This window comes from Nonomuraea sediminis, assembly GCF_018531495.1.
Classification (GTDB): domain Bacteria; phylum Actinomycetota; class Actinomycetes; order Streptosporangiales; family Streptosporangiaceae; genus Nonomuraea; species Nonomuraea sediminis.
This window is the reverse complement of sequence record NZ_JAHDTI010000021.1, coordinates 1-23,993: the sequence shown is the minus strand read 5'-3', so window position 1 is coordinate 23,993 and position 23,993 is coordinate 1. Positions and strand designations below refer to the sequence as shown.

The following is a 23,993-nucleotide window of genomic DNA, read 5'->3' as shown; positions in this document are numbered from 1 at the left end:
CGTCGTGTCAGCCCTTCCGCTTGCGCCGGATCTTGATGTCGCGCATGTCCGTCACCGCGGTGCGCAGAACCCGGTACTCCACGCCGTACTTCTCCAGTGCCGCGATCGCGCGCCCGGTGGCCTCCTGCGCGTCCTCGCCCTCGACCTGGCAGCGGAACGTGAACGACGACAGCGTCCCGTCGTGGGTGAAGGTGCCCTCCTCGGTGAAGGCGACCCCCTCCACGGCCAGCACGGCCTGCTTGCCCGCCTCGGGCATCGACTCGAAGACGCCGGAAACGATCACTCTGAACAAGGCTTGTCCTCTCTGATGGCGTAACGGAGAATCCGCTCGCCCAGCAGCTGCTCGACGGTGTCGAGAAGCGCGAGCACCGACGCGGCGATCGCGTCGGGCGGTTCGCCGGCCGTGACGCGCCTGCCGATCTCGGTGTAGACGAGGGAGTGCACGCCGCCCAGGTGCCAGGCCACGACCCGGGGCAGCGGGTCGCCGGGGGCGGCCCCCGTCTCGGCGGCCAGTTCCGCCGTCAGCGCGTCGGTCATCTGCTCGGCCAGCTCGCCCAGCCGGGCGGTGAGCGTCGGCGCGGCCCGCATCATCTCGAGCACCCGCCCGAACCCCTCGGTCAGCCCCACCCGGCGGTCGCGCCGCCGCACCTCCTCGCGCAGGTGGTCGAGCACGGCCCGGACGGCCGGCACCCCGGCGGCCCGCGCGCGCACGATCGCGGCCAGCCGGTCGGGCGAGGCCTCGTCCGGCGGCAGGACAAGGTCCTCCTTGGTGTCGAAGTAGTTGTAGACGGTGTTGACCGACACCTCGGCGGCCTCGGCCACCTCGGCGATCGTCACCTGGTCGAAGCCGCGCTCCACGAACAGGGCGGTGGCCACCCGGGAGATCCGCTCCCGGGTCTGGCGCTTCTTCCGCTCCCGCAGTCCTTCACTCACACGCAAAGTCTAACTGCACTCCAAAAATGCAGTCGACTACAAAGATTTGTACTGCCCATCGTGGTAGATCAGCGGCGAGCCGTCGTGCGGGATGCCCATCGCCAGCACCTGCCCGACCACGATCGAGTGGTCGCCGCCCGGGTGGACGGCCGTGGTGGCGCACTCCAGGGTGGCGATGGCCTCGTCGAAGAGCGCGGCGCCCGAGGCGCCGCGGTGGTGCGGCCAGCGCTCAAGCTGCCCGTCCAGCGGGCGGCCGCGGTGGGCGAAGAAGCGGGAGGCGTCCTCCAGGGAGGCGGGCAGGATCGACACGCCCCAGGTCCCCGAGGCCAGCACGGCGTCATGGAAGCGGGCGACCTTCTCGGCGCAGAAGAGCACGAGCAGCGGGTCGAGCGAGACCGAGGTGAAGGAGTTCACGGTCATGGCATGGTCGACACCGTCGAGGGCGGTGGTGACGATCGCGACACCGGTGGCGAACCGGCCGACGACTTTGCGATACGTTGCCCGGTCGACGGCCTGCCCAAAAGAGTGCACGATCGCTACTTTATGACCCTATGTCGGACTCTTCGGAAGCTGCCCACGCAGTAGCCAGGACCCGTCGCGACGCGACGGGGGCGACAGGTAGAAGGCCACCACGACCGCGGCCATCCCGCCGTACAGGTAGATGATTCCCGACCACCCCTCGATGACCAGGTCACCGGGGGCGAGCTGGAACGACAGCGGCATCGACACCAGCAGCCAGCCCAGCGCCGGCAGCGCGGCGGCCAGCCTGGCCCGCATCACCCGTCCGGCGGCCAGGCAGACGCAGAACAGCACGATCACCCAGATGATGGCGGCCACGGGCACCACGCCCACCTTGAAGGCCTGGGTGAAGCCGCCCACCAGGCCCATGGCCAGCCCGAGCACGAACAGCATGCCGTAGGCCGCCCCTTTGAGCGCCGCCTCGGCATGGCTGCGTTGTTCCATGCCGCAGAGGTTAGTGGATTCCGGCGAACAGATCGTTCTCGCGGGTGTACGGCTCGCCGAGCCCGCCGGCCTCCGGCGGGGCGCCCGGCAGGGCGGGCCCCGGCCTCCCGGCGGCCAGCACGAAGTGCTCGACGCCCAGCGCCTCCTGGCCGATGTTGTTGGACAGCGCGAACCACGGGTCGCGCACCGTGATCTGGGTGGCGTGCGCCCGCATCGCGTCGAGCTTGTTGGCCACCCACGGGCGGGCGTCGATCTCGGTGGTGATCGCGTCGTCTGGGCTGCCGAACCCCAGGTCGTCCTCGACGAGGAAGCCCGTGCCCGCCTCGCGCAGCGCCTCGGTGGAGCGCCTGATCACCGACCTGGCCTGGGCGGTGTGGTAGAACTTCGCGACCTGCCAGGGCGTGCCGCCGGCCAGCTCGAAGGCCAGTCTGGCGACCCGGTGCGCCTGGATGTGGTCGGGGTGGCCGTAGAAGCCGTTGTCGTCGTAGCTGACCATGACCTGCGGCCGCACCTCGCGGATCACCTCGGCCAGCAGGCCCGCCGCCTTCTCCACGTCGGCCTGCCAGAAGGCGTCGGGACGGTCGTTGGAGGCCGCGCCCATCATGCCGGAGTCGCGGTAGCGGCCCGCGCCGCCCAGGAAGCGGTGGTCCTCGACGCCGAGCGCCTTGCAGGCCGCGGCCAGCTCGCCGATCCGGTGCCGACCGAGCTCGTCAGGCCCCAGATCCGCGAGCTCGGCGGGGATGATCTCGCCCTCCTCGCCCAGCGTGCAGGTCACCAGCGTGACGTGCGCGCCCTGCGCCGCGTACATGGCCATGGTGGCGCCGGTGCCGATCGACTCGTCGTCCGGATGGGCGTGCACGAGCAGCAGCCGTCGGTCAGTCATGGCACGAGCGTACTGGCAGGATTGGGACCATGAGTGAGAGCTTCCCGCGCCTGTCCGCCCGGACCCGCCGCTTCACCCTCGGGGTGCCTCGCGGGTTCACGATCTCCCCCGACGGGGGTCGGGTCGTCTTCCTGCGTACCAAGTCCGGCACCGATCCCGTGACGTGCCTGTGGGAGCTCGACACGCGCGACCATGTCGAGCGGCTGGTCGTCGACCCGCGCACGCTGAACGCCGACGAGGAGAACCTGCCGCCCGAGGAGCGCGCCAGGCGCGAGCGGAGCAGGGAGTCGGCGGGCGGCGTGGTGGGCTACGCCGCCGACAAGGAGGTCGCCAAAGCCGTCTTCGCCCTGTCGGGCGAGCTCTACGTCACCGTCCTGGCGACCGGCGACACCCAGAAGCTGGAGACGCCGGGCGGCGTCATCGACCCGCGACTGTCGCCCGACGGCCGCACCGTCGCCTACGTCAGCCAGGGCGCGCTGCGCGTCCAGGACCTGGCCACCGGCGACGACCGCGCGCTGGCCGCGCCCGAGTCCGACACCGTCACCTACGGCCTGGCCGAGTTCATCGCCGCCGAGGAGATGGACCGCATGCGCGGCTACTGGTGGTCGCCCGACAGCGACGCGCTGCTGGTCGAGCGGGCCGACGAGGCGCCGGTCCGCACCTGGTACATCGCCGACCCCGCCAACCCCTCCAAGCCCGCCGCCGAGCAGCGCTACCCGGCCGCGGGCACGCCCAACGCCGTCACCGAGCTGTTCGTGATCGGGCTCGACGGGTCGCGGGTGGCCGTGCCGTACGAGCAGGAATACCTGACGACCGCGTCCTGGGACTCCCACGCGCTGTCGATCGTGACCATGTCGCGCGACCAGAAGTCGCTGCGGCTGTTCACCGTCGACCCGGCCACCGGCGCGTCCACGCTGGTGCGCGAGGACTCCGACCCGGCCTGGGTGGACGTGGTCGGCGGCGTGCCGGCCCACCTGGACGACGGGTCGCTGGTGTGGGTGGCCGCGCACGAGGGCGGCAACCGGCTGTTCGTCGGCGACCGCGCCGTCACCCCGCCCACGCTGCAGGTGCGGGACGTGCTCGACGTCGACCACGACAGCGTGCTGTTCCGCGCCAGCGGCGACCCGACCGAGATCCAGCTGTGGACCTGGGACGGCCACTCGCTGCTGCCCGTCTCCACCCGTTCCGGGGTGTTCTCGGGGCGGATGTCCGGCGGTGTCGGCGTGCTGACCGAGCAGACGCTCGACGCCGAGGGCGTGTCCACCACGGTCGTGCTGCGCGACGGCATGGCGCTGCCGATCCCGTCCGTGGCCGAGCGTCCCGGCCTGGACCTGCGCGTCTCGCTCGGCCGTTCCGGCCGTCGCGAACTGGCCACCGCGGTGGTGCTGCCGTCCTGGCACGAGCCCGGCTCGCGCAAGCTGCCCGTCCTGATGGACCCGTACGGCGGGCCGCACGCCCAGCGGGTCCTGGCCCGCCACGGCGGTTACCTGGAGAGCCAGTGGTTCGCCGAGCAGGGCTTCGCCGTGATCGTCGCCGACGGCCGCGGCACGCCGGGCCGCGGCCCCGCCTGGGAGCGGGAGGTGCTCGACGACCTGGCGACCCCGGCGCTGGAGGACCAGGTCGACGCGCTGCGCGGGGTGGCCGAGCAGTACCCGGACGACCTGGACCTGTCGCGGGTGGGCATCCGCGGCTGGTCGTTCGGCGGCTTCCTGGCCGCGCTGGCGGTGCTGCGCAGGCCTGACGTCTTCCACGCGGCGGTGGCCGGGGCGCCGGTGACCGACTGGCGGCTGTACGACACCTGCTACACCGAGCGCTACCTGGGGCACCCGGACGAGCAGCCGGAGGTCTACGACCGCTCGTCGCTGTTCGGCGACGCGGCCAAGCTGGAGCGGCCGCTGCTGCTGATCCACGGGCTGGCCGACGACAACGTGGTGGCCGCGCACACGCTGCGCCTGTCGTCGGCGCTGCTGGCGGCCGGGCGCTCGCACATCGTGCTCCCGCTGTCGGGCGTGACCCACATGACGCCGCAGGAGGTCGTGGCGGAGAACCTGCTGCTGCTCCAGGTCGAGTTCCTCAAGAAGTCGCTGGGCGGCTGACCCGTCAGCCGGCGGCCCGCGCATCCTGCGCCGGTGAGAGCTGGTGCAGGGTGTAGCCGCCCGAGGCCTGCTTGAACAGGTACTCGGCCCGCTCGTACGACAGCCGGCGCCGTCCCGTGTGCGGGCACAGGTCCTGCCTGCCCGGCATGCGGGCCGGGGCCGGTCTCCTGTCGGCCAGGAAGAGCGGGCCACGGGTCCGGCCCGCCACCAGCTCGGGCAGCAGGGCGGCCGTGCCGTACTCCCAGGTGATCGTGACGGGCCCGCTCCTGGTGCGCATGGCGGGCAGGTCGAGGTCCTCGACGTTGAGCGCCAGCGCGGTCCTGGCCGAGGCGCCCGACTCGTACAGCAGCCGCCACAGCGCCCGCTCCCGCACCGACGGGTGGCGCCAGAGCGCCTCCAGCCTCACCGCGTCGACGGCCGGGCGCCGCCGGCGGCTCTCGTGCCGCCTGCCCAGCTCGGCCGCCAGGTCCCCGGCCGCCGCCCACGCGGAGAAGGACCGTACGGCGGCGCGGTGCCGGTTCCACGTCCTGGGCGCGACCGAACCCCAGGCGACGGCGAACACCCTGGCCACCCGCGCCGCGTCCACCTCGGCCAGCCGGGTGCCCGCGCCCAGGTCCAGGCGCAGGCGGCGCAGCGTCTGCCCGTAGGACCTGATCGTCCCCGCGTCCAGATCGTCACGGGCCAGAAACGCGTCCACGGCCTGCCCCAGCGTCAGCTCCGCCGTGGCCTGCGAGGACCGGGTGTGCTGGGTGGCTGCCCGCCTGAGCAGGAAGGCGCGCTCCGCGGCGTTGCGGGTGAGGGCGGCGGCACGTTCGAAGGCGGCTCCCGCCTCGGCGTGCCGTCCGAACCTGGCCAGCAGGTCACCGTGGACCACCGACAGCGGGTGGTAGTCCTTCAGCGCCGGATCCGACAGCAGCTCGCCGAGCAGCGCCAGGCCCGCCCGCGGCCCTTCCGCCATGCCCACCGCGACCGCCCGGTTGAGCTGGACCACCGGGGACGGCACCAGCCGCGCCAGCACCGCGTAGAGCACGGCAATCTGCGCCCAGTCGGTCTCCTGGGCGCTGGGCGCCTGGGCGTGGGAGACGGCGATGGCGGCCTGCAGCACGTACGGCCCGAGCGGGCCGCCGGCCTCGCGCGCCCGCAGCATCGAGGCGAAACCGCGGTCGATCAGCTCCCGGTCCCAGCGGGAGCGGTCCTGCTCGTGCAGCTGGACGGGCTCGCCCGACGAGCCGGTGCGGGCGGCGGAGCGCGACTGCTGGATCTCCATCAGCGCCACCAGCCCGTGCACCTCGGCCTCGCCGGGCGCCAGGCCGGCCAGCAGGCGGCCGAGGCGCAGCGCCTCCAGGGCGAGCGCGGGACGCATCAGGTCGTCTCCGGCCGTCGCCGAGTATCCCTCGTTGAAGATCAGGTAGATGACCTCGAGCACGGAGGCCAGCCGGCCGGCCAGCTCGTCGCCGGGCGGCAGCTCGAAGGGGATCCGCCGCTCCGCAAGGGTGCGCTTGGCGGTGGCGATGCGCTGGGCCACGCCCCGCTCCGGCACGAGGAAGGCGCGGCCGATCTCCTGCGCCGTCAAGCCGCCGAGCAGCCGCAGCGTCAGCGCTGCCCGTTCCTCGGTCGGCAGCACGGGATGGCTGGAGATGAACATCAGCCGCAGCACGTCGTCGTCGAGCGCGGCCTGCCGTGCCGCCGAGGTCTGGTCCTCCTGCTCCAGGGCGTGGGCGAGCTGCGCGTGGGTGCGGTACTGGCGCTGGTCGCGGCGCAGGTGGTCGAGGGCGCGGCGCTTGGCCGCGGTCATGAGCCACGCGCCCGGGTTGTCGGGGACGCCCCGCTCGGGCCAGCGTTCCAGCGCGGTGACCAGCGCGTCCTGGGCGAGCTCCTCGGCCAGGCCCACGTCGTGGACCATGCGGGTCAGCCCGGCGATGATCCGCGCGGACTCCTGCCGCCAGACCGCATTGACCGCCGCGTGGACGCCGGCGGTCATCCGTAGATCTGCTGCATCCTGCCCTCACCGTCGCCGATGACCGCGAAGAAGCGCCGGGAGAGCTCCAGCGCCTCCTCCCTCGAGCCCACCTCGATCAGCGCGAACCCGCCGGCCATCTCCTTGGCCTCGGCGAACGGCCCGTCGATCACGGAGAACTCGCCCCCGGCGGACTTGAGCACGCTGCCGCCCAGCTCCATGCCCCCGGTGGCGATCAGCACCCCCGCCTGGGTGAGCTCCTGGATGAACTTGCCCATCTCGATGTGCAGCGCCTCGTCGGTCCGCTTCTCGCTCACGCTCGTCAGCAGGAATCGCATGCCTCCACCTTAGAGACGAGATGCATTCCCTGTCATATCTCCGGATCGTCGCATGGATGAGAAGACGACGAAAGGACAGGGCAATGACCGCCACCACCCTCAGCGCCACCCGCATCTCGACCCGGACCCTGCTGACCGCCGCGGCCGCCGCGGCGCCTATCTGGACGGTCATGAACCTGGTCCAGACCCTCACCCGCGAGGGTTACGACATCACCCGCCACCCGCTGAGCCAGCTGTCCACCGGCTCGCCCGGCTGGATCCAGATCACCGACTTCCTGCTCGTGGGCACGCTGTACATCACCGGCTCGTTCGGCCTGCGCCGCGCCCTGCACGGCCGGCCCGGCGGCACCTGGGCACCGCGCCTGGTGATGGGCTACGGCCTGGGAATGCTCGCCTCCGGCGTCTTCGTGATGGACCCGGGAGACGGCTTCCCCGTCGGCACCCCGGCAGGCGTGCCCACCACGATGAGCTGGCACTCGATCATGCACATGGTCTCGGGCTCGCTGTCGTTCATCGCGCTGGCGGCGACCGGATTCGTCCTGGGCCGGTACTTCAGCCGCATCGGCGCCCGCGCCGCGGCCATCGCCTCCCGGCTGGCGGGCGTGGCCGTGATCGCCGGCGCCGGCTGGGCGATCAGCGGCGGCCGGATGGGTTCGCTGACCCTGGCCATCGGCGTCACCCTCGCCATGATCTGGGTCTCGCTGGTGGCCGCTCACCTGCGCAAGTCCCATTGAAGACGAGCCCCGGTCCCGGCGACAGCCGGGACCGGGGCTCAGCCATGTCCACAGCGGGCTGACATCCCCAGGTCTGACCCGCGGCAGGCAGATCCCGACCATGGTCCGATGCGGGTGGCGAGCCCCTTCGGCGACCGTGAACGCCATGTTCACAACGACGACAGTGGCGCTCGCCCTTCTCCTGTCGCCCACCCCCACGGCGTACTCGGCCCTGGACTGGGCTCAGTGCCCGGGCGACAAGATCGGCATGGAGTGCGCCGACCTGCAGGTCCCCCTCGACTGGGACAAGCCCGACGGCCGCAGGATCACCCTGAAGCTGGGCCGGCTCAAGGCCACCGGCACCCCCGAGGGCTCCGTCCTGGTGGCGTACGGCGGGCCAGGCGGGCCCGGCATCGCCATCACCCAGGGCATCCCCGACACCTGGGCCGGCCTGCGCAAGCGGATGAACGTGGTCACCTGGGACACCCGCGGCTACGGCAAGCAGTTCGGTGGCCTCGGCACCGGCCTGCCGTGCACGTGGACGCGCCTGCCCATGCCCGCCTTCCCGCGCGACGACGCCGAGTGGGGGCGCATGTCCGACGCCAACCGCGGCTACGCCGAGGCCTGCCGCCAGAACGACCCCGACTTCTTCGCCCACATGAGCTCCGCCGACCAGGCCAGGGACATGGAGGCGATCAGGAAGGCGCTCGGCGAGCAGAAGCTCAACTTCTACGGCGCCTCCTACGCCGGCTTCTACGGCCAGGACTACGCCCGCCTCTTCCCCGACAAGGTCCGCACGATCGCGCTCGACGGCACCTGGTCCCACAGCGCCCCCGACTGGAACGCCGAACTGGACGAGCTGGCCGGGGCGGGCCAGAAGGCGATGGACCGCTTCTTCACCTGGTGCGCCGCCCACGACTGCCGCGACGCCAGGCACACCTGGCGCACCCTGCTCGCCAAGGCCGACAGGAACCCCGTCCGCGCCAAGGACGTCGCCTACAACGCGCGCGATCTGCAGGGTCTCGCCCTGGGGATCGCCCGCCAGGGACCCGGCGCGTGGCCCGCGCTGGCCAAGGCGATCTCCGCGGCCGACCGCGGGGACGCCTCCGCCTTCGTGCCCGAGCACGGGATGCGCTACCCCGACCAGTCGACCGGCGTCACGGAATGCCTCGACTGGCCGCGGCCCGCCGATCGCGCGGAACTCGAGACGCTGGTGAAGCGGCTGCGCAGGATCGCCCCTGACACGGGCACGGCCGGGACGATCGCGGAGGCCACGCTGGGCTGCGTGGGCTGGCCGGTCCCGGTCACCAACCCGCCCAAGCCGCTGCCCAAGGGCCTGCCGCCGCTGCTGGGGGCGGGAAACTGGGGCGAGTCGGACGCCGTGGAGCGGGTGTTGAGCCAGGTGCCGGGCAGCGTCACGGTCCGCCACGAAGGCCCGGGGCACACGCTCTATCTGTCCAACACGTGTGCCCGGGCCCACATCGACCGCTACCTCACCGAGGCGGTGCTTCCCCCGCGAGGGACGGCTTGTTAGGCGCGCCGTGCCAGCTCCGCCACAGCGCGGCGTAGGAGCCGCCCGCGGCCACCAGTTCGTCGTGCGCGCCGAGCTCGCTGATGCGCCCGTCCTCGACCACCGCGACGCGGTCGGCGTCGTGAGCGGTGTAGAGGCGGTGGGCGATGGCGATCACGGTGCGCCCGTCGAGCACGGCCGCCAGGGAACGCTCCAGGTTGCGGGCCGCGCGCGGGTCGATGAGCGAGGTGGCCTCGTCCAGGACGAGCGTGTGCGGGTCGGCCAGCACCAGCCGGGCCAGCGCGAGCTGCTGGGCGTGCGCCGGTGAGACGTCCTGCCCGCCGGAGCCGACCATCGTGTCGAGCCCGTCGGGCATGGCCAGCACCCAGTCGAGCGCGTCGACGGCCGCCAGGGCCTGCCGTACGGCCTCGTCGTCGGCGGACGGCCGGGCGATCAGCAGGTTGTCGCGCAGCGTGCCCTTGAACACGTGGTGCTCCTGGGTGACCAGCGCGACGTGGCCGCGCAGATCGTCCAGGGGCAGCTCCACCAGCGGCACCCCGCCGACCGTCACCGCGCCGGTGCGCGGGCCGTGGATGCCGGCCAGCAGCCGCCCGAGCGTGGACTTGCCCGCGCCCGACGGCCCGACCATGGCCAGCCGCTCGCCCGGCTTGACCGTGAGCGACACGCCGTGCAGCACGTCGCGGCCCTCCCGATAGGCGTAGCGCACCGCCCGCGCCTCGAGCAGCTCGCCCGAGGGCGCGGAGCCGGTGGCCTCGCGGTCGTCGCCGACGTTGGACACCCCCAGCAGCCTGGCCATGGCCGCGCCGCCGACCTGCAGCTCGTCGATCCACATCAGGAACCGGTCGAGCGGGTCGATCAGCTGCTGCGCGTACAGCGTGGCGGCGGTGACCTGGGCCAGCGTCACCCAGTCGCCGGCGTAGAACAGCCCGCCCACCAGCAGCGTCGACACGACCGGGATGACGTAGCCGAGCTCGACCGAGGGGAACCACACGGTCCGCAGGCCCAGCGTGTAGCGCTCGGCCGCGTACGAGCCGCGGATGTCGCCGTCGGTGCGCCGGCTGCGCCGGTCCTGCAGGCCGAGCGCCTCGACGGCGCGGGCGCCCTCGACGGTCTCGGCCAGGCCCTCGGTCATGTCGGCGTAGGCCGCGTTCTCCCGCAGGTAGCCGTCGCGGGCCCGGTTGAGGTACCAGCGGGTGGAGATCCACAGGATCGGCGTGGCCACCAGCATGGGCAGCATCAGCAGCGGGCTCACCAGCACCAGCGCGCCCACAGTGATCACGAAGGCGACCAGCGCGATCAGGGTCTCCGGTACGGCGTGCCGTACCGAGCGTGACAGCGAGTCGACGTCGCGGGAGGTCCGCGTGAGCAGGTCGCCGGAGCCGGCCCGCTCGACCGTGGACAGCGGCAGCCCCAGCACCCGGTCGACGAACTCCTCGCGGAGCTCGGCGAGCACCTTCTCACCGAGCTTGGCCGAGGCCAGCACGGCGTAGCGGATCAGGGCCGCCTGCAGGAACAGGAAGCCGCCGATGGCCAGCGCGACGAACCAGACGTTGACGTCGGCGCCGTCCTGGACCTGCTGGACCAGCCTGCCCAGCTGCCAGGGCACGAACAGCCCCGCCACCGCGGCCAGCCCGTGCAGGGCCAGGGCGAAGGCCAGCTGTCGCGGGTACTTCAGCGTCAGCCGCCTGGCGTAGGCGCGGACCTGCTTCTGGTCGGCGACCGGCAGGATCTCGCGGGCCATCAGTCTTCCCCCCTCGTGACAGTCGCGGCGTATTCGGGCGAGGAAACCAGCAGGTCGCGGTGCGCGCCCTCGGCGAGCACCCTGCCGTCCTCCACGTAGGCGACCTGGTCGGTGCGGTCGAGCACCAGCGGGCTGGTCGTGCAGATCAGCGTGGTGCGGCCGGCGCGCGCCTTGGCCAGGCGCTCGGCGATGCGGGCCTCGCTGTGCGCGTCGACGGCGCTGGTCGGCTCGACCAGGATGAGCACCTCCGGGTCGGCCAGCAGCGCGCGGGCCAGGCGCAGGCGCTGCTGCTGCCCGCCGGAGAACTCCCTGCCCGACTCGGCGACCTGCGCGTCGAGCCCCTCGGGCAGGGCCTCGACGATGTCGTCGGCGCAGGCGGCGTGCAGGGCCTGCCGTACCTGCTCGTCGGTGGCGGTGCCGCGCACGTCGAGCTCGTCGCGCAGGCGGCCGGTGAACAGCCGGGCGCCGTTGTCGGCGACCAGGATGCGCGTGCGGATCTCCTCGATCGGCAGCGTGGCCAGGTCGACGCCGCCGAAGGTGACGTCGCCGTCGGCGTAGCGGCCGAGCCGGTCGGCGATGGCGATGGCGTCCTCCGGCGCGCCGGCCGCCAGGGCGGTCAGCTCGCCAGGCTGGACGGTGACGCCGCTGAAGCTGTCGCGCAGCACGCCGCCCTGGCTGGTGGCGGTGCCGCCGCCCACCTCCGGCTGGATCGACAGGATGCGGACCACACGGCGGGCGGCCACGTGGCCCTTGGTCAGCCGGTCGGCCATCTCGGTGAGCGTGCGCATCGGGCCGATCAGGAAGACCGCGTAGCCGTAGAAGGCCACCAGCTGGCCGGCGGTGATCTGGCCGCCGACGGCGAAGGAGGCGCCGATGCCGGTGACGGCGGCGATCAGCAGGCCGGGCAGCAGGATCTGGGCGCCCTCGAGCAGCGATTCGACCCTGGCCACGCCGACGCCCGCGTGGCGCACCCGCTGGGACTCCTCGCGGTAGCGCTCGCCGAAGACCTGCTCGCCGCCGATGCCGCGCAGCACGCGCAGCCCGGCCACGATGTCGGCGGACCTGGTCGACAGGTCACCGGTCAGGTCGCGCTGCCGCTTCTGCCGCCGGTGCAGCGGCTTGAGCAGCGGACCGACCGCGACCGCCATGATCGGCACGCCGAACAGCACCATCAGGCCGAGCGGCAGCGAGGTGGAGATCAGGATCACGGTGACCGTGATGATCGCCACGATCGAGCCGGTGCCGCGCAGCAGGATGTCCATCGAGCCGCCGATGTGCGCGATGTCGGAGTTTCCGACGCTGACGACCTCGCCGGTCGACAGTTGCTTGGGCAGGGTCGCGCCGAGCCTGGCCGCCTGCCGGGTGGTCACCTGGACCGTGCGGTAGGCGGCGGCCAGCCAGTTGTAGACGGCCATCCGGTGCCGCATGATCCCGGTGAAGGCCTGCATGAGGCCGAGCCCCAGCAGGATCGCGCTCCAGGTGACCAGCGCCCCCGTGTCCTTGGCGGTGACGGCGTCCACTCCCTTGCCCAGGACAGCCGGAACCAGAGCCTGCACCAGCCACCAGAGGGTCGCGAAGCAGATGCCCAGCAACAAGCTGGGCGCCTGACTGCGCGCGTTCCACCACAGGTAGCGCAGCGGGCTGCGAATGTCGGGCATGCCGGGATCGGCTTCAGGAAGGGAGCGCATAGCCCGTCAAGGTTGACAAACGGCCGCTCGGCCCAGCAAACCATTTTCCACAATGATCTTGTACGGCAGGCCGCACCACCGCCGCCCGCCATACTTCGGCCAAGGGCCCGCGAGCGGCGCTTGCGGCGAGTCGGTGACGCGTCCCCGCCGCTACGACTCCGCCGTGGGCCGGATGCGCGGGGCCTGCTTGGGAAGCGACCCGAACGCCCGGACGGTATAGAACAGGGCGATCAGCGCGGTGAGCGCGAGCAGCAGGTAGCCGACGGTGTAGGCGCCGGTGGCGGTGTAGACGGCGCCCATCACCAGCGGCGGGAAGTATCCGCCGAGCCCGCCCGCGGCGCCCACCAGGCCGGTGACCGTACCGACTCTGGACGGCTCGACCAGCCTGGCCACCAGCGCGAACACGCCGCCGGTGCCCAGCCCGAGGAAGAAGGCCATGAACACGAAGCTCACCCCGGCGGGGACCTCGAGCGGCGGTTTGAACGCCAGCACGACCGCCATCACGAGGGTCCCGGTGAAGGCGACGAGCAGGATCCTGACGGGTGTGGACCGGTCAGACAGGATGCCGCCGAGCGGCCTGGCGACCACGGCGGCGATCGAGAACCCGGCGGTGCGCAGGCCGGCCTCGGTCTGGGCGAAGTCGTAGACGTTCTGCAGCAACGTCGGCAGGTAGGTGGAGAAGGCCACGAACCCGCCGAAGGCCACCGCGTACAGGAACGCGCACTGCCAGGTCGCCTTGATCTTCATGGCGTCGCGCAGCCGCGGCAGCGCGGGTTCGGTCGACGGCGTCCAGGCGGGCGAGTTCCTCGAGCACAGCCACATGATCACGCCCATCGCGGCAAGCGCCGCCGCCATGATCAGGTGCGTGGTGGTGCGCCCGAACGCCTCGACCAGCCGGGGCGTGAAGAACGCCGACAGGGCGGTGCCGCCCATCCCCGCGCCGAACACGCCGGTGGCCAGGCCGCGCCTGGCGGGTTCGTACCAGGCGTTGACGAAGGGGATGCCGATCGCGAACGACGTGCCGGGGATGCCCAGCAGGAACCCCCAGAACAGCAGCGCGCCGTACGAGCTGGACAGGCCGACGAACAGCACGGGCACGATCGACACGAAGCAGATGACGGTGAACATCAGCCGGCCGCCGAACTTGTCGGCCAGCACGCCCACCGGGATGCGCCCGAGCGATCCGACCAGCACCGGGATGGCCACCAGCGCCGAGGTCTGCGTCGGCGACAGGTGGAGCAGCTTGCTGTAGCTGCCCGACAGCGGCCCGATCAGGTTCCACGCCCAGAAGGTCACCGCGAAGGCCGTCGTGGCCAGCGCCAGGTTCGGCACCTGACCCCTGCGCAGTTCGACCACCACGCACCCCCTACTCTGTGTAACAGATCGTAGCTCAATGTGTTTTTGGCGCCGATCAGGGGGATCGTCACATGGAAGCCATTCCGGCGATAAGGGACTAAAGCCCCTATTTCTCCAAAGGAACGGCTCATACCGTCGCAGAAAAGTGGCCCTGACCGAAGGAGGACCGGTGGCCGACCCCGAGAGCCTGCTGCTGAAGACCGGGCGGTTCTTCCGGCGCGCGGCCACCAGCGTCGACCTGCGGACGATCACCAAGCGGGGCGGGCGCGAGGGCGACGACTTCTACCGCGACCGGTGGAGCCACGACAAGGTGGTCCGCTCCACACACGGCGTGAACTGCACGGGCTCGTGCTCGTGGAAGGTGTTCGTCAAGGACGGCATCATCACCTGGGAGACGCAGCAGACCGACTACCCGAGCGTCGGCCCCGACCGGCCCGAGTACGAGCCGCGCGGCTGCCCGCGCGGCGCGGCCTTCTCCTGGTACACCTACTCGCCGACGCGCATCCGCTACCCCTACGCCCGCGGCGTCCTGGTCGAGATGTACGGCGCGGCCAGGAAGGCAGGGCACGACCCCGTCGAGGCGTGGGCGTCGATCACGACCGATCCCGAGCTCCGCCGGAAATATCAGGAAGCCCGCGGACGCGGAGGACTTGTCCGGATTTCTTGGGACTTGGCGACCGAGATGATCGCGGCCGCCCACGTACACACGATCAAGGTCTACGGGCCCGACAGGATCGCCGGGTTCTCCCCGATCCCGGCCATGTCAATGGTGTCGCACGCGATCGGGTCCCGGTTCGTGTCGCTGATCGGCGGGACCATGCTGTCGTTCTACGACTGGTACGCCGACCTGCCGGTGGCCTCTCCTCAGGTCTTCGGCGACCAGACCGACGTGCCCGAGTCCGCCGACTGGTGGGACGCGGCCTACCTGATGCTGTGGGGCGCCAACGTGCCGGTCACGCGCACCCCGGACGCGCACTGGATGGCCGAGGCCCGCTACCGCGGCCAGAAGGTGGTCGTGGTGGCGCCCGACTACAGCGACGCCGCCAAGTTCGCCGACGAGTGGCTGGCGATCAACCCGGGCACCGACGGCGCGCTGGCCATGGCGATGGGTCACGTGCTGCTGCGCGAGTTCTTCGTCGAGCGCCAGGTGCCCTACTTCCAGGACTACGTCCGCAGGTTCACCGACCTTCCCTTCCTGGTACGGCTGGCCGAGCACGACGGCGCCCACGTGCCCGGCAAGTTCCTGACCGCGGCCGACCTGGGTTCCGACGAGGAGGCCGCCGAGTGGAAGACGGTCTTCCTGGATGCCGACGGGACGCCGGTGGTGCCGAACGGGTCGGTGGGCTTCCGGTGGACCGAATCCGGCAAGGGGCGCTGGAACCTGGAGCTCGGCACCGAGCCGCTGCTCACGGTGCCCGGCGGCGAGTCGGTGGAGGTGCTGCTGCCCCGCTTCGACGGCGGCGACCCGCTGACGCGCGGCGTCCCGGTCACGCGGGTGGGCGGCCACCTGGTCACCACCGTCTTCGACCTGCTCCTGGCCCAGTACGGCGTCCACCGCGACGGGCTGCCGGGCACGTGGCCGACCGGCTACGACGACGCGGCCGCGCCGTACACGCCTGCCTGGCAGGAGCCGATCACGGGGGTGCCGGCGCGGCGGGCCGAGCGGATCGTGCGCGAGTTCGCCAGGACCGCGGAGCAGACGCGCGGCCGGTGCATGATCGTGCTCGGGGCGGGGACCACGCAGTGGTTCCACGGGGACACGATCTACCGGGCGTTCCTGTCGCTGCTGATGCTCACCGGCTGCCAGGGGCGCAACGGCGGCGGGTGGGCACACTACGTCGGCCAGGAGAAGTGCAGGCCGCAGACCGGATGGGCGCAGCTGGCCGGCGCGCTGGACTGGGCGCGGCCGCCGCGGCAGACGCCCGGCACGCCGTTCTGGTACCTGCACACCGACCAGTGGCGTTACGACCGCTTCGACGCAGGGGAGCTGAGCTCGCCGCTGGGACCCGGCCTGTTCCGCGGCAGGCACACGGCCGACCTGGTGGCGCAGGCCGTACGCAACGGCTGGATGCCGATGGCGCCCGCCTTCGACCGCAACCCGCTGGAGCTGGGCGAGGCCGACGACCCCGTCGCGCACACCCGCGAGGAGCTGCGGGCGGGACGCCTGAAGTGGGCCGCCGACGATCCCGACGACCCGCGCAACTGGCCGCGCGTCGTCACGCTGTGGCGCTCGAACCTGCTCGGCTCCAGCGCCAAGGGCAACGAGTACTTCCTGCACCACCTGCTCGGCGCCCAGTCCAACCTGCCGCACGCCGACGAGCGGGCGCCGCGGGGCAAGGTGGACCTGCTGCTCACGCTGGACTTCAGGATGACCTCGTCGACGATGTTCTCCGACATCGTGCTGCCCGCCGCCACCTGGTACGAGAAGCACGACCTGTCCTCGACCGACATGCACCCGTTCGTGCACGCCTTCAACCCGGCGATCTCGCCGCCCTGGCAGACCAAGACCGACTTCGACGCCTTCCACGCCATCGCGCGGGCCTTCAGCGAGCTGGCCGCCGAGCACCTGGGGGTGCGCCGCGACGTGGTGGCCGTGCCGTACCAGCACGACACGCCGGGAGAGATCGCCCAGCCCGGCGGGCGCGCGCCCGAGCAGGCCGAGCCCAACCTGGTCGTGGTCGAGCGCGACTACGGCGCGGTCGCGGCCAAGATGGCCGCGCTCGGGCCGCTGGCCGAGAAGGCGGGGCTGCCGGTCAAGGGCGTGACGTTCCTGCCCGACAAGGAGGTGGCCTGGCTGGCGGAGCGCTGCGGGGTCGAGGCGCACGGCGTGGCCAAGGGGCGGCCGCTGCTCGACACCGACTCCAACGCGTGCGAGGCGATCCTGGCGCTGTCGGGCGTGAGCAACGGGCGGCTGGCCGTGCAGGGCTTCCGCCAGCTGGCCGAGCGGACAGGGACGGACATGGACGAGCTCATGCACGGCGACCACCGCATCGTCTACGCCGACACGCAGGCCAGACCCACCCATGTCGCCTCGAGCCCGGAGTGGTCCGGCAAGGAGTCGCACGACCGGCGCTACTCGCCCTTCACCATCAACGTCGAGCACCACAAGCCGTGGCACACGCTGACCGGGCGCATGCACTTCTTCCTCGACCACGACTGGATGCACGAGTACGGCGAGGCCCTGCCCGTCTACCGGCCGCCGCTGGACATCTTCTCTCTGTTCGGCGACCGACCGGAGGGGGAGCTGGTGGTGCGCTACCTGACGCCGCACTCCAAGTGGTCGATCCACTCCGAGTACCAGGACAACCTGCTCATGCTGTCGCTGTCGCGAGGAGGGCCGACGATCTGGATGTCCCGCGAGGACGCCGCCAAGATCGGGGTCGCCGACAACGACTGGGTGGAGGCGGTGAACCGCAACGGGGTCGTGGTCGCGCGCGCGATCGTCTCCCATCGCATGCCGTCGGGGACCGTCTACATGCACCACGCGCAAGATCGACTGATCGACGTCCCCAAGTCCGAAACCTCGGGAAGACGCGGCGGGATACACAACGCCCTGACCCGCGTGATGATCAAGCCGACGCACATGATCGGCGGGTACGCCCAGCTCTCGTACGCCTTCAACTACCTCGGCCCCACCGGCAACCAGCGCGACGAGATCACCGTGATCCGGCGCCGCTCGCAGGAGGTGAGCTACTAGATGCGCGTGATGGCCCAGATCGCCATGGTGATGAACCTGGACAAATGCATCGGCTGCCACACCTGCTCGGTCACCTGCAAGCAGACCTGGACCAACAGGGCGGGCGTCGAATACACCTGGTTCAACAACGTCGAGACTCGCCCCGGCCAGGGATACCCGCGCCGCTACGAGGACCAGGAACGCTGGCGCGGCGGCTGGGAGGTCGACGCCAAGGGCAGGCTCCGGCTGCGGGCCGGCGGGCGGATGCGCAAGCTCCTCGGCATCTTCGCCAACCCGCTGATGCCCTCCATCCAGGACTACTACGAGCCCTGGACCTACGACTACGAGAACCTGTTCGGCGCCGCGCTTGGCCCCGACATCCCCGTCGCGCGGCCCCGGTCGCTCATCAGCGGCGAGCCGACCACGATCACGTGGAGCGCCAACTGGGACGACGACCTCGGCGGCGACCCGTCACCCGACCCCGTGCTGAGCAGGATGTCGGAGAAGGTGAAGCTGGACTTCGAGCAGGCGTTCATGTTCTACCTGCCGCGCATCTGCGAGCACTGCCTCAACCCGTCGTGCGTGGCCTCCTGCCCGTCGGGCGCCCTCTACAAGCGCACGGACGACGGCATCGTCCTGGTCGATCAGGACCGCTGCCGCGGCTGGCGGATGTGCGTCACCGGCTGCCCGTACAAGAAGATCTACTTCAACCACCGCACCGGCAAGGCCGAGAAGTGCACGTTCTGCTACCCGCGGGTCGAGGTCGGGCTGCCGACGGTCTGCTCGGAGACGTGCGTGGGCCGGCTGCGCTACCTCGGCGTCATGCTCTACGACGCCGACAGGGTCACCGAGGCCGCCTCCGTGGCCTCCGAGCAGGACCTGTACGAGGCGCAGCTGTCGGTGTTCGTCGACCCCGACGACCCCGCGGTGGCCGCTTCCGGGCTGCCCGACGACTGGATCGAGGCGGCCCGCAGGTCGCCGGTGCGGGACCTGATCATGCGCTACCGGATCGCGCTGCCGCTGCATCCCGAGTACCGGACGCTGCCCATGGTCTGGTACGTCCCGCCGCTGTCCCCCGTCGTGGACGCGCTGGCCGCCACCGGGCACGACGGCGAGGACGCGGGCAACCTCTTCGCCGCCGTCGAGTCGATGCGGATCCCGGTGGAGTACCTGGCCGGGCTGTTCACCGCGGGCGACACCGTGCCCGTGGTCGCCGCGCTGCGCCGGCTGGCCGCGATGCGCTCCTACATGCGGGCCGTCAACCTCGGCGAGGAGCCGGAACTGGCGGAGACCGGGCTCAACGAGGACGACATCCACGACATGTACCGGCTGCTCGCCCTGGCCAAGTACGACGAGCGGTACGTCATCCCCACCGCCTACGGCAACACCCCCGGCGACGTCGAGGAGGCCGGCTGCAGCCTCGACTACGACGGCGGCCCCGGCATGCAGGGGCCCTTCGGCGAGACCTCGGGCAGGCCGGTGCCGGTGTCGATCGAGTCGTTCCACGGGCTCAAACAGCGCCAGACCGGCGACAAGGTCACCCACGAGCGGGTGAACCTCCTCAACTGGGACGGCAGGGGCACACCTGCCGGGCTCTTCCCGCCCCGGAAGGGGGAACCATCGTGAATCCGGCCGTTACCTGGCAGGGCGCCTCGCACCTGCTGGCCTATCCCGACGAGCGCTTCTGGGCGCGGCTGCCGCTGCTCCGCCCCGCCCTGCTGCCGCACTTCAGCCGATTCATCGCGCGCATCGAGGCTCTCGGGCCGGGCGAGCTCGCCGCCCACTACGTCGACACCTTCGACCTCAAGCGGCGTTGCTGCCTGTACCTGACCTACTACACCGACGGCGACACCAGGCGGCGCGGCCAGTCGCTGGCCGTGCTCAAGGCCCACTACCGGGCCGCCGGGTGGGAGCTGCTCGAGGACGAGCTGCCCGACTTCCTGCCGGTCATGCTGGAGTTCGCCGCGCTCACCCCGTCGGGCACCGACGTGCTGCGCTCCTACCGGGTGCAGCTCGAGACGCTGCTGGCGGCGCTGCGCCAGGAGGGCTCGCCGTACTCGCTGGTGGTCGAGGTCGTGTGCGCCACCCTGCCGCCGCTGACGGCGGCCGAGCGGGACCTTTCCGTACGGCTGGCACGCAGCGGCCCGCCCGCCGAGTCGGTGGGGACCTACCGATGAGCTGGGGAGAGAGCGCGCTGTGGATCGTGGCGCCGTACGTGACGCTGGTGATCCTGGTCGGCGGGCTGATCTGGCGCCACCGCTACGACAGGTTCGGCTGGACGACGCGCTCGTCGCAGCTGTACGAGGGGCGGCTGCTGCGGGTGGCCAGCCCGCTGTTCCACTACGGGCTGCTCGTCGTCATCGTCGGCCACGCGATCGGGCTGCTGATCCCGGCGTCCTGGATCCAGTTCGTCCCGGCTCATGCCTACCATCTGGCTGCCCTGGTCTTCGGCGGGATCGCCGGGCTGTGCACGGTGGCCGGGCTGGCGCTGCTGATCTACCGGCGGCGCGTCACCGGGCCCGTGTTCCTGGCCACGACCCGCAACGACAAGCTCATGTTCGTGCTGCTCGGGCTGGCGATCCTGGCCGGGCTGGCGGCCACGGTCTCGGGCGTGCTGCCTGAGCAGGCCGACTACCGCGAGACGGTCTCGCCCTGGTTCCGCGGGATCTTCACGCTCCAGCCGGACGCCGAGGCGATGGCGGCCGCCACCACCGTCTTCAAGATCCACGTGCTGGCGGGCATGGTTCTTTTCGCCGTCTTCCCGTTCACGCGCCTGGTCCACGCGCTGTCGGCGCCCATCGGGTATCTCTTCCGTCCCTACATCGTCTACCGGAGCCGCTAGGTAGGCCAGAATCAGACGCTGTGAGGCACGGTTACACCAACAGCACGTTCGGCGACGGCGCCCTCGTCGTCAAGTGTTACCAGGGCCCTGACGCCGCCCGCCGACTCCGCACGGAGTCCCGCTACCTTCGCCGCCTGCGCGGCCGCCTGCCCGTGCCGGCCCTGCACCAGGTCACCGCGACCAGCCTGACCACCCGCTTCGTGCCCGGCCTGCACGGCCAGGACCTCCTGGACGCCGGCCACGCCGCCGAGGTCCTCGCCGCCTGCGGCGGTCTGCTGGCGCGCATCCACACCCTGGGGATAGTCCACGGCGACTACGGCCCGCAGAACCTTCTCTTCTCCCCCGATCCCCTCGAACCGGTCGCCATCCTCGACTGGGAATGGGCCCACCCCGGGGATCCCGTCGAGGACCTCGCCTGGTGCGAATGGATCATCCGCACCCACCACCCGACGGACATCCCCCACCTTCCCGCCTTCTACACGGCCTACGGCGCGCCCCAGCCCTCATGGGAGGTACGGCACGCCGCCATGCTCACCCGCTGCCAGGACCTCCTGGATTTCGTGTCCCGCTGGGAACCCGGCGGAAACGCCGAAAAACTCTGGAGAAAACGCACAGAAACCACCTCAACCTGGACCCCCTAAAGACAAGGCCCTTCGCGTTGCCGCTTCGCGGATCCGGCTTCGGGCTGACCTCAGTGGGGGGCCAAACCCCCCACGACCCCCTGGCAGGGGCGCGCCCCTGCACCCGCGCCGACCTCGCCTCCGGCTCGGGCTCTGCTGATTCAGGGTTTCGCGCCTCCGGCGCGCATAGGCCCTCGCTAAAGCGAGGACTGTTTTTCTGAAGGCCCCACCCCGGACCCGCCCGGCCCACTACCCACCTGACACCCACCCAGAGACGGAGTCGCCCTCCGGGTTCTGCAGACCCTCTGCTCAAACCTGCTAGCTCTACAGGTCGGCGCACCGTGGCGTTGTTGGCCGAACTGCGCATCAAGGTCCGCTGATGAGCCGTGGGCGTGCATCATCGATCACGGTCAGCAAGCTTTATAGTCCCGGCCACATGAACAACTCGGTCGCGAGGCTCACGTATCCAACCCACGTCAGGGACAAGTCATCTCATGATCGGAGGATATGACCACCGCAGGATCGCGGCTCGCCCCCAGAACTTCGCAGCGTCCCGGTACCCGAATGGCCTGACGACCCGGCCGCGCAGCGGAGCGCCGCCGTAGGACAGCCCGTCATGTGCAGAAGGTAAGCCGTCGAACACCCTCTGTTGCTCATAAACCAGACGTGGGGACGTTCTCCCAGGTATCGTGCGCCTGAGGCCCATCCTGCCCATGCCTCAGACGAGCCGCCGTGGAGGGTCGATGAGCAGGTATCCCGCCCGTCTGGTCGATCGATGGCACGACAGGGTGGAGCCGTATCCGGGCCAGGGAATTCTGTACTGGCAGGTGCTGACGGGCCGCGATCCCCGGGTTCGAGCCGCCGTGCGGGATGCTCAGGAACGCCTCCTCCCCTTCCCGGGGCTGCATCTCACGCCGCTGAGGTGGCTGCACGCGACCGTGCTCACCCTGGGCAGCACCTACGACATCTCCCTGGACGAGGCCTACGACATGCTCGGCGCCGCCTCCGAGTCGCTGGCCGGGACACCCCCGATCCAGGTGGCCATGGAGCGGATCATCTACAGCCCGGAGGAAATCCTGCTCGAACTCGAGCCGACTGATCTCAACCCGATCAGGGAAGCGACACAGGCGGCCGCCAGGAAGGTGCTCGGCCGCGAGGCCCACGCCGAAGCCCTCTGGTCACCCCACACGACCATCGCCTACTCGACAGCCGACCAACCGGCCGCCCTCATCGTCGAGGCCCTCGGACACCGCCTGACCCGGTGCGACTTCACCGTCGACGCGGTGAGCCTGATCATCCAGTTCGGCGCCGAACGCGACTGGGACTGCCGCCACATCGGCTCCGCCCTCCTCCTCGGCTGACCTCCCGAGGTCCCGCCGTCCAGCCCAAGGTCCCGCCGTCCAGCAGGACCTCGCAGACGGCGTCGGCTTGGGCATCATCGTGCCGCCTGCCGGAAAGGCTCACCCATCGTGCCGCCTGCCGGAAAGGCTCACCCGTCCCACTCGGGCGAGAGCGGTTCAGACAGTATGGAGTACGGATCAGCCCGGTGTCAGGGCGTGACAGCGGCGGGTCAGGGGCGTGTCAGTCGGTCACGGGATCGTCTTCTCGTCGATGAACGACGAGCACCCCTAACAGGAGATCCCGATGATGAGCTTCGCCGCTGTCCTGCAGATTCTGATCGCGCTGGCCTTCGTGAGCATCCCGGTGGTACGGCATCGCTACGGGCCTCAGGCCAAGGCGGCGGCCGAGGGTGAGCTGCGGCGGCAGGGGATCCCGGTCACCGTGCTCGAGGAGAACAAGATCCGGTTCGATGCCGGCGGGCACGAGACCGCCGTCCCTGCCACGGTCGCGGTGGTGATGGTGACGCTGGCCGTGCTCAACCTGGCGGGTGCCGGGCTCGGGGTGACGCTGTCGTGGGTGTTCCAGCCGATCGTCCTGCTGGGGAACCTGCTGATCATCTACAGCAACCTGACCGCGGTGAAATCTGTCGAGACGGCGTTCAGGCGGAAGAACGACCCGGTGCTGGCGCGGATCGACGTGCGCGCGTTCCTGAAGGCCGCCGAGCGCGGGTTCCCGACCTGGGTGATGCCCGGGCTGCAGAACGTCAGGCACGTCGTGGTCCTCGGCGGCTCCCTGCTGGTGCTGGCGATGCTGGCGCTCAGCGCCTAGATGACGGCAGCTCACGCACCTCATCCGGTACGGCGCCGCCGAAGCGGAAATGGAGAGCCGTGCACCGGATCTTGACATCGCCTCCGCGTCGAGCGCACGTCCGTCTGCTTGGCTGCTCGGCATGAGCTCCATCGACTACCTGGATCGGGTCGCGGCCAGCGCCCCCGGGCGGATCTACCAGAATGTGGGCCAGTGCTCCGGCGTTACGCCGGAGGTGAAGGCCCACATGGGAGTGCCCGCTAGGGCGCGAGCGTGCCCTGACCTTTCAGGTTTGTCGGCAGCAGTTTCACTCACACAGGTCGTTTCTGCTGCTCGATGTACTGCTCGAGCACGGTGAGCGGCGCCCCGCCGACCGACCCGGCGAAGTAGGAACCAGACCAGAAATGTCCGCCCCAGAGGTATTTGCCTACGTGTGCGCTGTATTCCTTACGAAGCATCCGAGCCGAAACCCCCTTGAGCGAGTTGACGAGTTTGGACAGGGCGACCT

The 23,993-nt window shown here is 71.0% G+C and carries 20 protein-coding genes and 1 pseudogene; 10 read left to right on the top strand and 11 right to left on the bottom strand.

Translation table 11 applies throughout. The features are described 5' to 3' along the window. Positions 1-7 precede the first annotated feature (7 nt). The 5 genes from KIK09_RS52050 to mshB are packed head-to-tail and all read right to left on the bottom strand — an operon-like array spanning position 8 to position 2,779. Positions 8-283 (bottom strand): DUF6204 family protein, encoded by a 276-nt coding sequence (locus KIK09_RS52050; protein ID WP_308164822.1) that lies wholly within the window; start codon positions 281-283, stop codon positions 8-10. After that, positions 280-933 carry a TetR/AcrR family transcriptional regulator gene (locus KIK09_RS52045; protein WP_214327051.1) on the bottom strand — a complete coding sequence of 218 codons (654 nt, stop codon included), beginning with the start codon at positions 931-933 and terminating at the stop codon, positions 280-282. Before KIK09_RS52045 ends, KIK09_RS52050 begins: the two co-directional genes overlap by 4 nt. 36 nt (positions 934-969) lie before the next feature. Then, positions 970-1,464, bottom strand: a complete 495-nt coding sequence (locus tag KIK09_RS52040) for a flavin reductase family protein (RefSeq protein ID WP_308164806.1) — start codon at positions 1,462-1,464, stop codon at positions 970-972. An 18-nt stretch (positions 1,465-1,482) separates the two neighbouring features. Then, positions 1,483-1,896, bottom strand: coding sequence for a DUF6113 family protein (locus KIK09_RS52035; RefSeq protein ID WP_214327050.1), 414 nt, complete (start codon positions 1,894-1,896; stop codon positions 1,483-1,485). Positions 1,897-1,906: 10 nt separating this feature from the next. Continuing rightward, positions 1,907-2,779 (bottom strand): N-acetyl-1-D-myo-inositol-2-amino-2-deoxy-alpha-D-glucopyranoside deacetylase, encoded by an 873-nt coding sequence (gene mshB, locus KIK09_RS52030; RefSeq protein WP_214327049.1) that lies wholly within the window; start codon positions 2,777-2,779, stop codon positions 1,907-1,909. A 29-nt stretch (positions 2,780-2,808) separates the two neighbouring features. On the opposite strand from mshB, the gene KIK09_RS52025 reads away from it, so the two are divergent. Next, entirely contained in the window at positions 2,809-4,875 is a 2,067-nt protein-coding gene (locus KIK09_RS52025) for a S9 family peptidase (protein WP_214327048.1), read from the top strand. Positions 4,876-5,629: 754 nt separating this feature from the next. Here the strand turns inward: KIK09_RS52025 and KIK09_RS60880 are convergent. Together KIK09_RS60880 and KIK09_RS52015 are read right to left on the bottom strand one after the other, a co-directional pair. Further along, positions 5,630-6,856 (bottom strand): annotated as a pseudogene (locus KIK09_RS60880) (RNA polymerase sigma factor); the annotation flags it as partial. Then, positions 6,853-7,170: a YciI family protein gene (locus KIK09_RS52015; RefSeq protein WP_214327046.1), complete on the bottom strand. Its 318-nt coding sequence runs from the start codon at positions 7,168-7,170 to the stop codon at positions 6,853-6,855. The pseudogene KIK09_RS60880 and the gene KIK09_RS52015, both read right to left, overlap by 4 nt. A gap of 83 nt (positions 7,171-7,253) precedes the next feature. Here KIK09_RS52015 and KIK09_RS52010 point away from each other — a divergent pair, with 83 nt between their 5' ends. Both KIK09_RS52010 and KIK09_RS52005 read left to right on the top strand, forming a co-directional pair. Then, complete coding sequence (locus tag KIK09_RS52010) at positions 7,254-7,904, top strand: DUF998 domain-containing protein (RefSeq protein WP_214327045.1); 651 nt, start codon at positions 7,254-7,256, stop codon at positions 7,902-7,904. A 145-nt stretch (positions 7,905-8,049) separates the two neighbouring features. Next, on the top strand, positions 8,050-9,417 hold the full coding sequence (locus KIK09_RS52005; protein ID WP_214327044.1) for an alpha/beta fold hydrolase: 1,368 nt from the start codon (positions 8,050-8,052) through the stop codon (positions 9,415-9,417). On the opposite strand, the gene KIK09_RS52000 is transcribed toward KIK09_RS52005, so the two are convergent. The 3 genes from KIK09_RS52000 to KIK09_RS51990 all read right to left on the bottom strand — a co-directional run bounded on the left by KIK09_RS52000 (position 9,377) and on the right by KIK09_RS51990 (position 14,202). After that, positions 9,377-11,155 carry an ABC transporter ATP-binding protein gene (locus KIK09_RS52000; RefSeq protein ID WP_214327043.1) on the bottom strand — a complete coding sequence of 593 codons (1,779 nt, stop codon included), beginning with the start codon at positions 11,153-11,155 and terminating at the stop codon, positions 9,377-9,379. The genes KIK09_RS52005 and KIK09_RS52000 overlap by 41 nt on opposite strands. Further along, entirely contained in the window at positions 11,155-12,813 is a 1,659-nt protein-coding gene (locus KIK09_RS51995) for an ABC transporter ATP-binding protein (protein ID WP_214327042.1), read from the bottom strand. The genes KIK09_RS52000 and KIK09_RS51995 overlap by 1 nt, the downstream gene beginning before the upstream one ends. Before the next feature lie 180 nt (positions 12,814-12,993). Continuing rightward, entirely contained in the window at positions 12,994-14,202 is a 1,209-nt protein-coding gene (locus tag KIK09_RS51990) for an MFS transporter (protein WP_214327041.1), read from the bottom strand. A 166-nt stretch (positions 14,203-14,368) separates the two neighbouring features. Here KIK09_RS51990 and KIK09_RS51985 point away from each other — a divergent pair, with 166 nt between their 5' ends. The 7 genes from KIK09_RS51985 (at position 14,369) to KIK09_RS51955 (ending at position 23,506) form a co-directional block, all read left to right on the top strand. Then, the gene (locus KIK09_RS51985; RefSeq protein ID WP_372455817.1) at positions 14,369-17,896 is read left to right on the top strand and encodes a nitrate reductase subunit alpha; all 3,528 of its coding nucleotides are present in this window, start codon (positions 14,369-14,371) and stop codon (positions 17,894-17,896) included. After that, complete coding sequence (gene narH / locus KIK09_RS51980) at positions 17,897-19,501, top strand: nitrate reductase subunit beta (protein ID WP_214327039.1); 1,605 nt, start codon at positions 17,897-17,899, stop codon at positions 19,499-19,501. Further along, on the top strand, positions 19,498-20,052 hold the full coding sequence (gene narJ, locus KIK09_RS51975; RefSeq protein ID WP_214327038.1) for a nitrate reductase molybdenum cofactor assembly chaperone: 555 nt from the start codon (positions 19,498-19,500) through the stop codon (positions 20,050-20,052). The genes narH and narJ overlap by 4 nt, the downstream gene beginning before the upstream one ends. After that, positions 20,049-20,717 carry a respiratory nitrate reductase subunit gamma gene (gene narI, locus KIK09_RS51970; RefSeq protein WP_214327037.1) on the top strand — a complete coding sequence of 223 codons (669 nt, stop codon included), beginning with the start codon at positions 20,049-20,051 and terminating at the stop codon, positions 20,715-20,717. Before narJ ends, narI begins: the two co-directional genes overlap by 4 nt. Before the next feature lie 20 nt (positions 20,718-20,737). Beyond that, positions 20,738-21,358, top strand: coding sequence for a phosphotransferase (locus KIK09_RS60430; protein ID WP_214327036.1), 621 nt, complete (start codon positions 20,738-20,740; stop codon positions 21,356-21,358). Positions 21,359-22,080: 722 nt separating this feature from the next. After that, a complete protein-coding gene (locus KIK09_RS51960; protein ID WP_214327035.1) occupies positions 22,081-22,698 on the top strand; it encodes a 2'-5' RNA ligase family protein in 618 nt (205 codons plus the stop codon). A gap of 283 nt (positions 22,699-22,981) precedes the next feature. Next, positions 22,982-23,506, top strand: coding sequence for a hypothetical protein (locus KIK09_RS51955; protein WP_214327034.1), 525 nt, complete (start codon positions 22,982-22,984; stop codon positions 23,504-23,506). Positions 23,507-23,796: 290 nt separating this feature from the next. Here KIK09_RS51955 and tnpA read toward each other — a convergent pair. Beyond that, positions 23,797-23,993: IS200/IS605 family transposase (gene tnpA / locus KIK09_RS51950; protein WP_214327033.1), on the bottom strand; the 197-nt coding region annotated here is incomplete at its 5' end.

Bases quoted from the DNA above. Each gene is read 5' to 3' on its own strand.
- narH (WP_214327039.1), top strand. From the start codon at position 17,897: ATGCGCGTGATGGCCCAGATCGCCATGGTGATGAACCTGGACAAATGC.
- KIK09_RS52035 (WP_214327050.1), bottom strand. From the start codon at position 1,896: ATGGAACAACGCAGCCATGCCGAGGCGGCGCTCAAAGGGGCGGCCTAC.
- KIK09_RS52010 (WP_214327045.1), top strand. From the start codon at position 7,254: ATGACCGCCACCACCCTCAGCGCCACCCGCATCTCGACCCGGACCCTG.
- KIK09_RS52015 (WP_214327046.1), bottom strand. From the start codon at position 7,170: ATGCGATTCCTGCTGACGAGCGTGAGCGAGAAGCGGACCGACGAGGCG.
- KIK09_RS52005 (WP_214327044.1), top strand. From the start codon at position 8,050: ATGTTCACAACGACGACAGTGGCGCTCGCCCTTCTCCTGTCGCCCACC.
- mshB (WP_214327049.1), bottom strand. From the start codon at position 2,779: ATGACTGACCGACGGCTGCTGCTCGTGCACGCCCATCCGGACGACGAG.
- narI (WP_214327037.1), top strand. From the start codon at position 20,049: ATGAGCTGGGGAGAGAGCGCGCTGTGGATCGTGGCGCCGTACGTGACG.
- KIK09_RS51960 (WP_214327035.1), top strand. From the start codon at position 22,081: ATGAGCAGGTATCCCGCCCGTCTGGTCGATCGATGGCACGACAGGGTG.
- KIK09_RS52000 (WP_214327043.1), bottom strand. From the start codon at position 11,155: ATGGCCCGCGAGATCCTGCCGGTCGCCGACCAGAAGCAGGTCCGCGCC.
- KIK09_RS51995 (WP_214327042.1), bottom strand. From the start codon at position 12,813: ATGCCCGACATTCGCAGCCCGCTGCGCTACCTGTGGTGGAACGCGCGC.
- KIK09_RS52025 (WP_214327048.1), top strand. From the start codon at position 2,809: ATGAGTGAGAGCTTCCCGCGCCTGTCCGCCCGGACCCGCCGCTTCACC.
- KIK09_RS51955 (WP_214327034.1), top strand. From the start codon at position 22,982: ATGATGAGCTTCGCCGCTGTCCTGCAGATTCTGATCGCGCTGGCCTTC.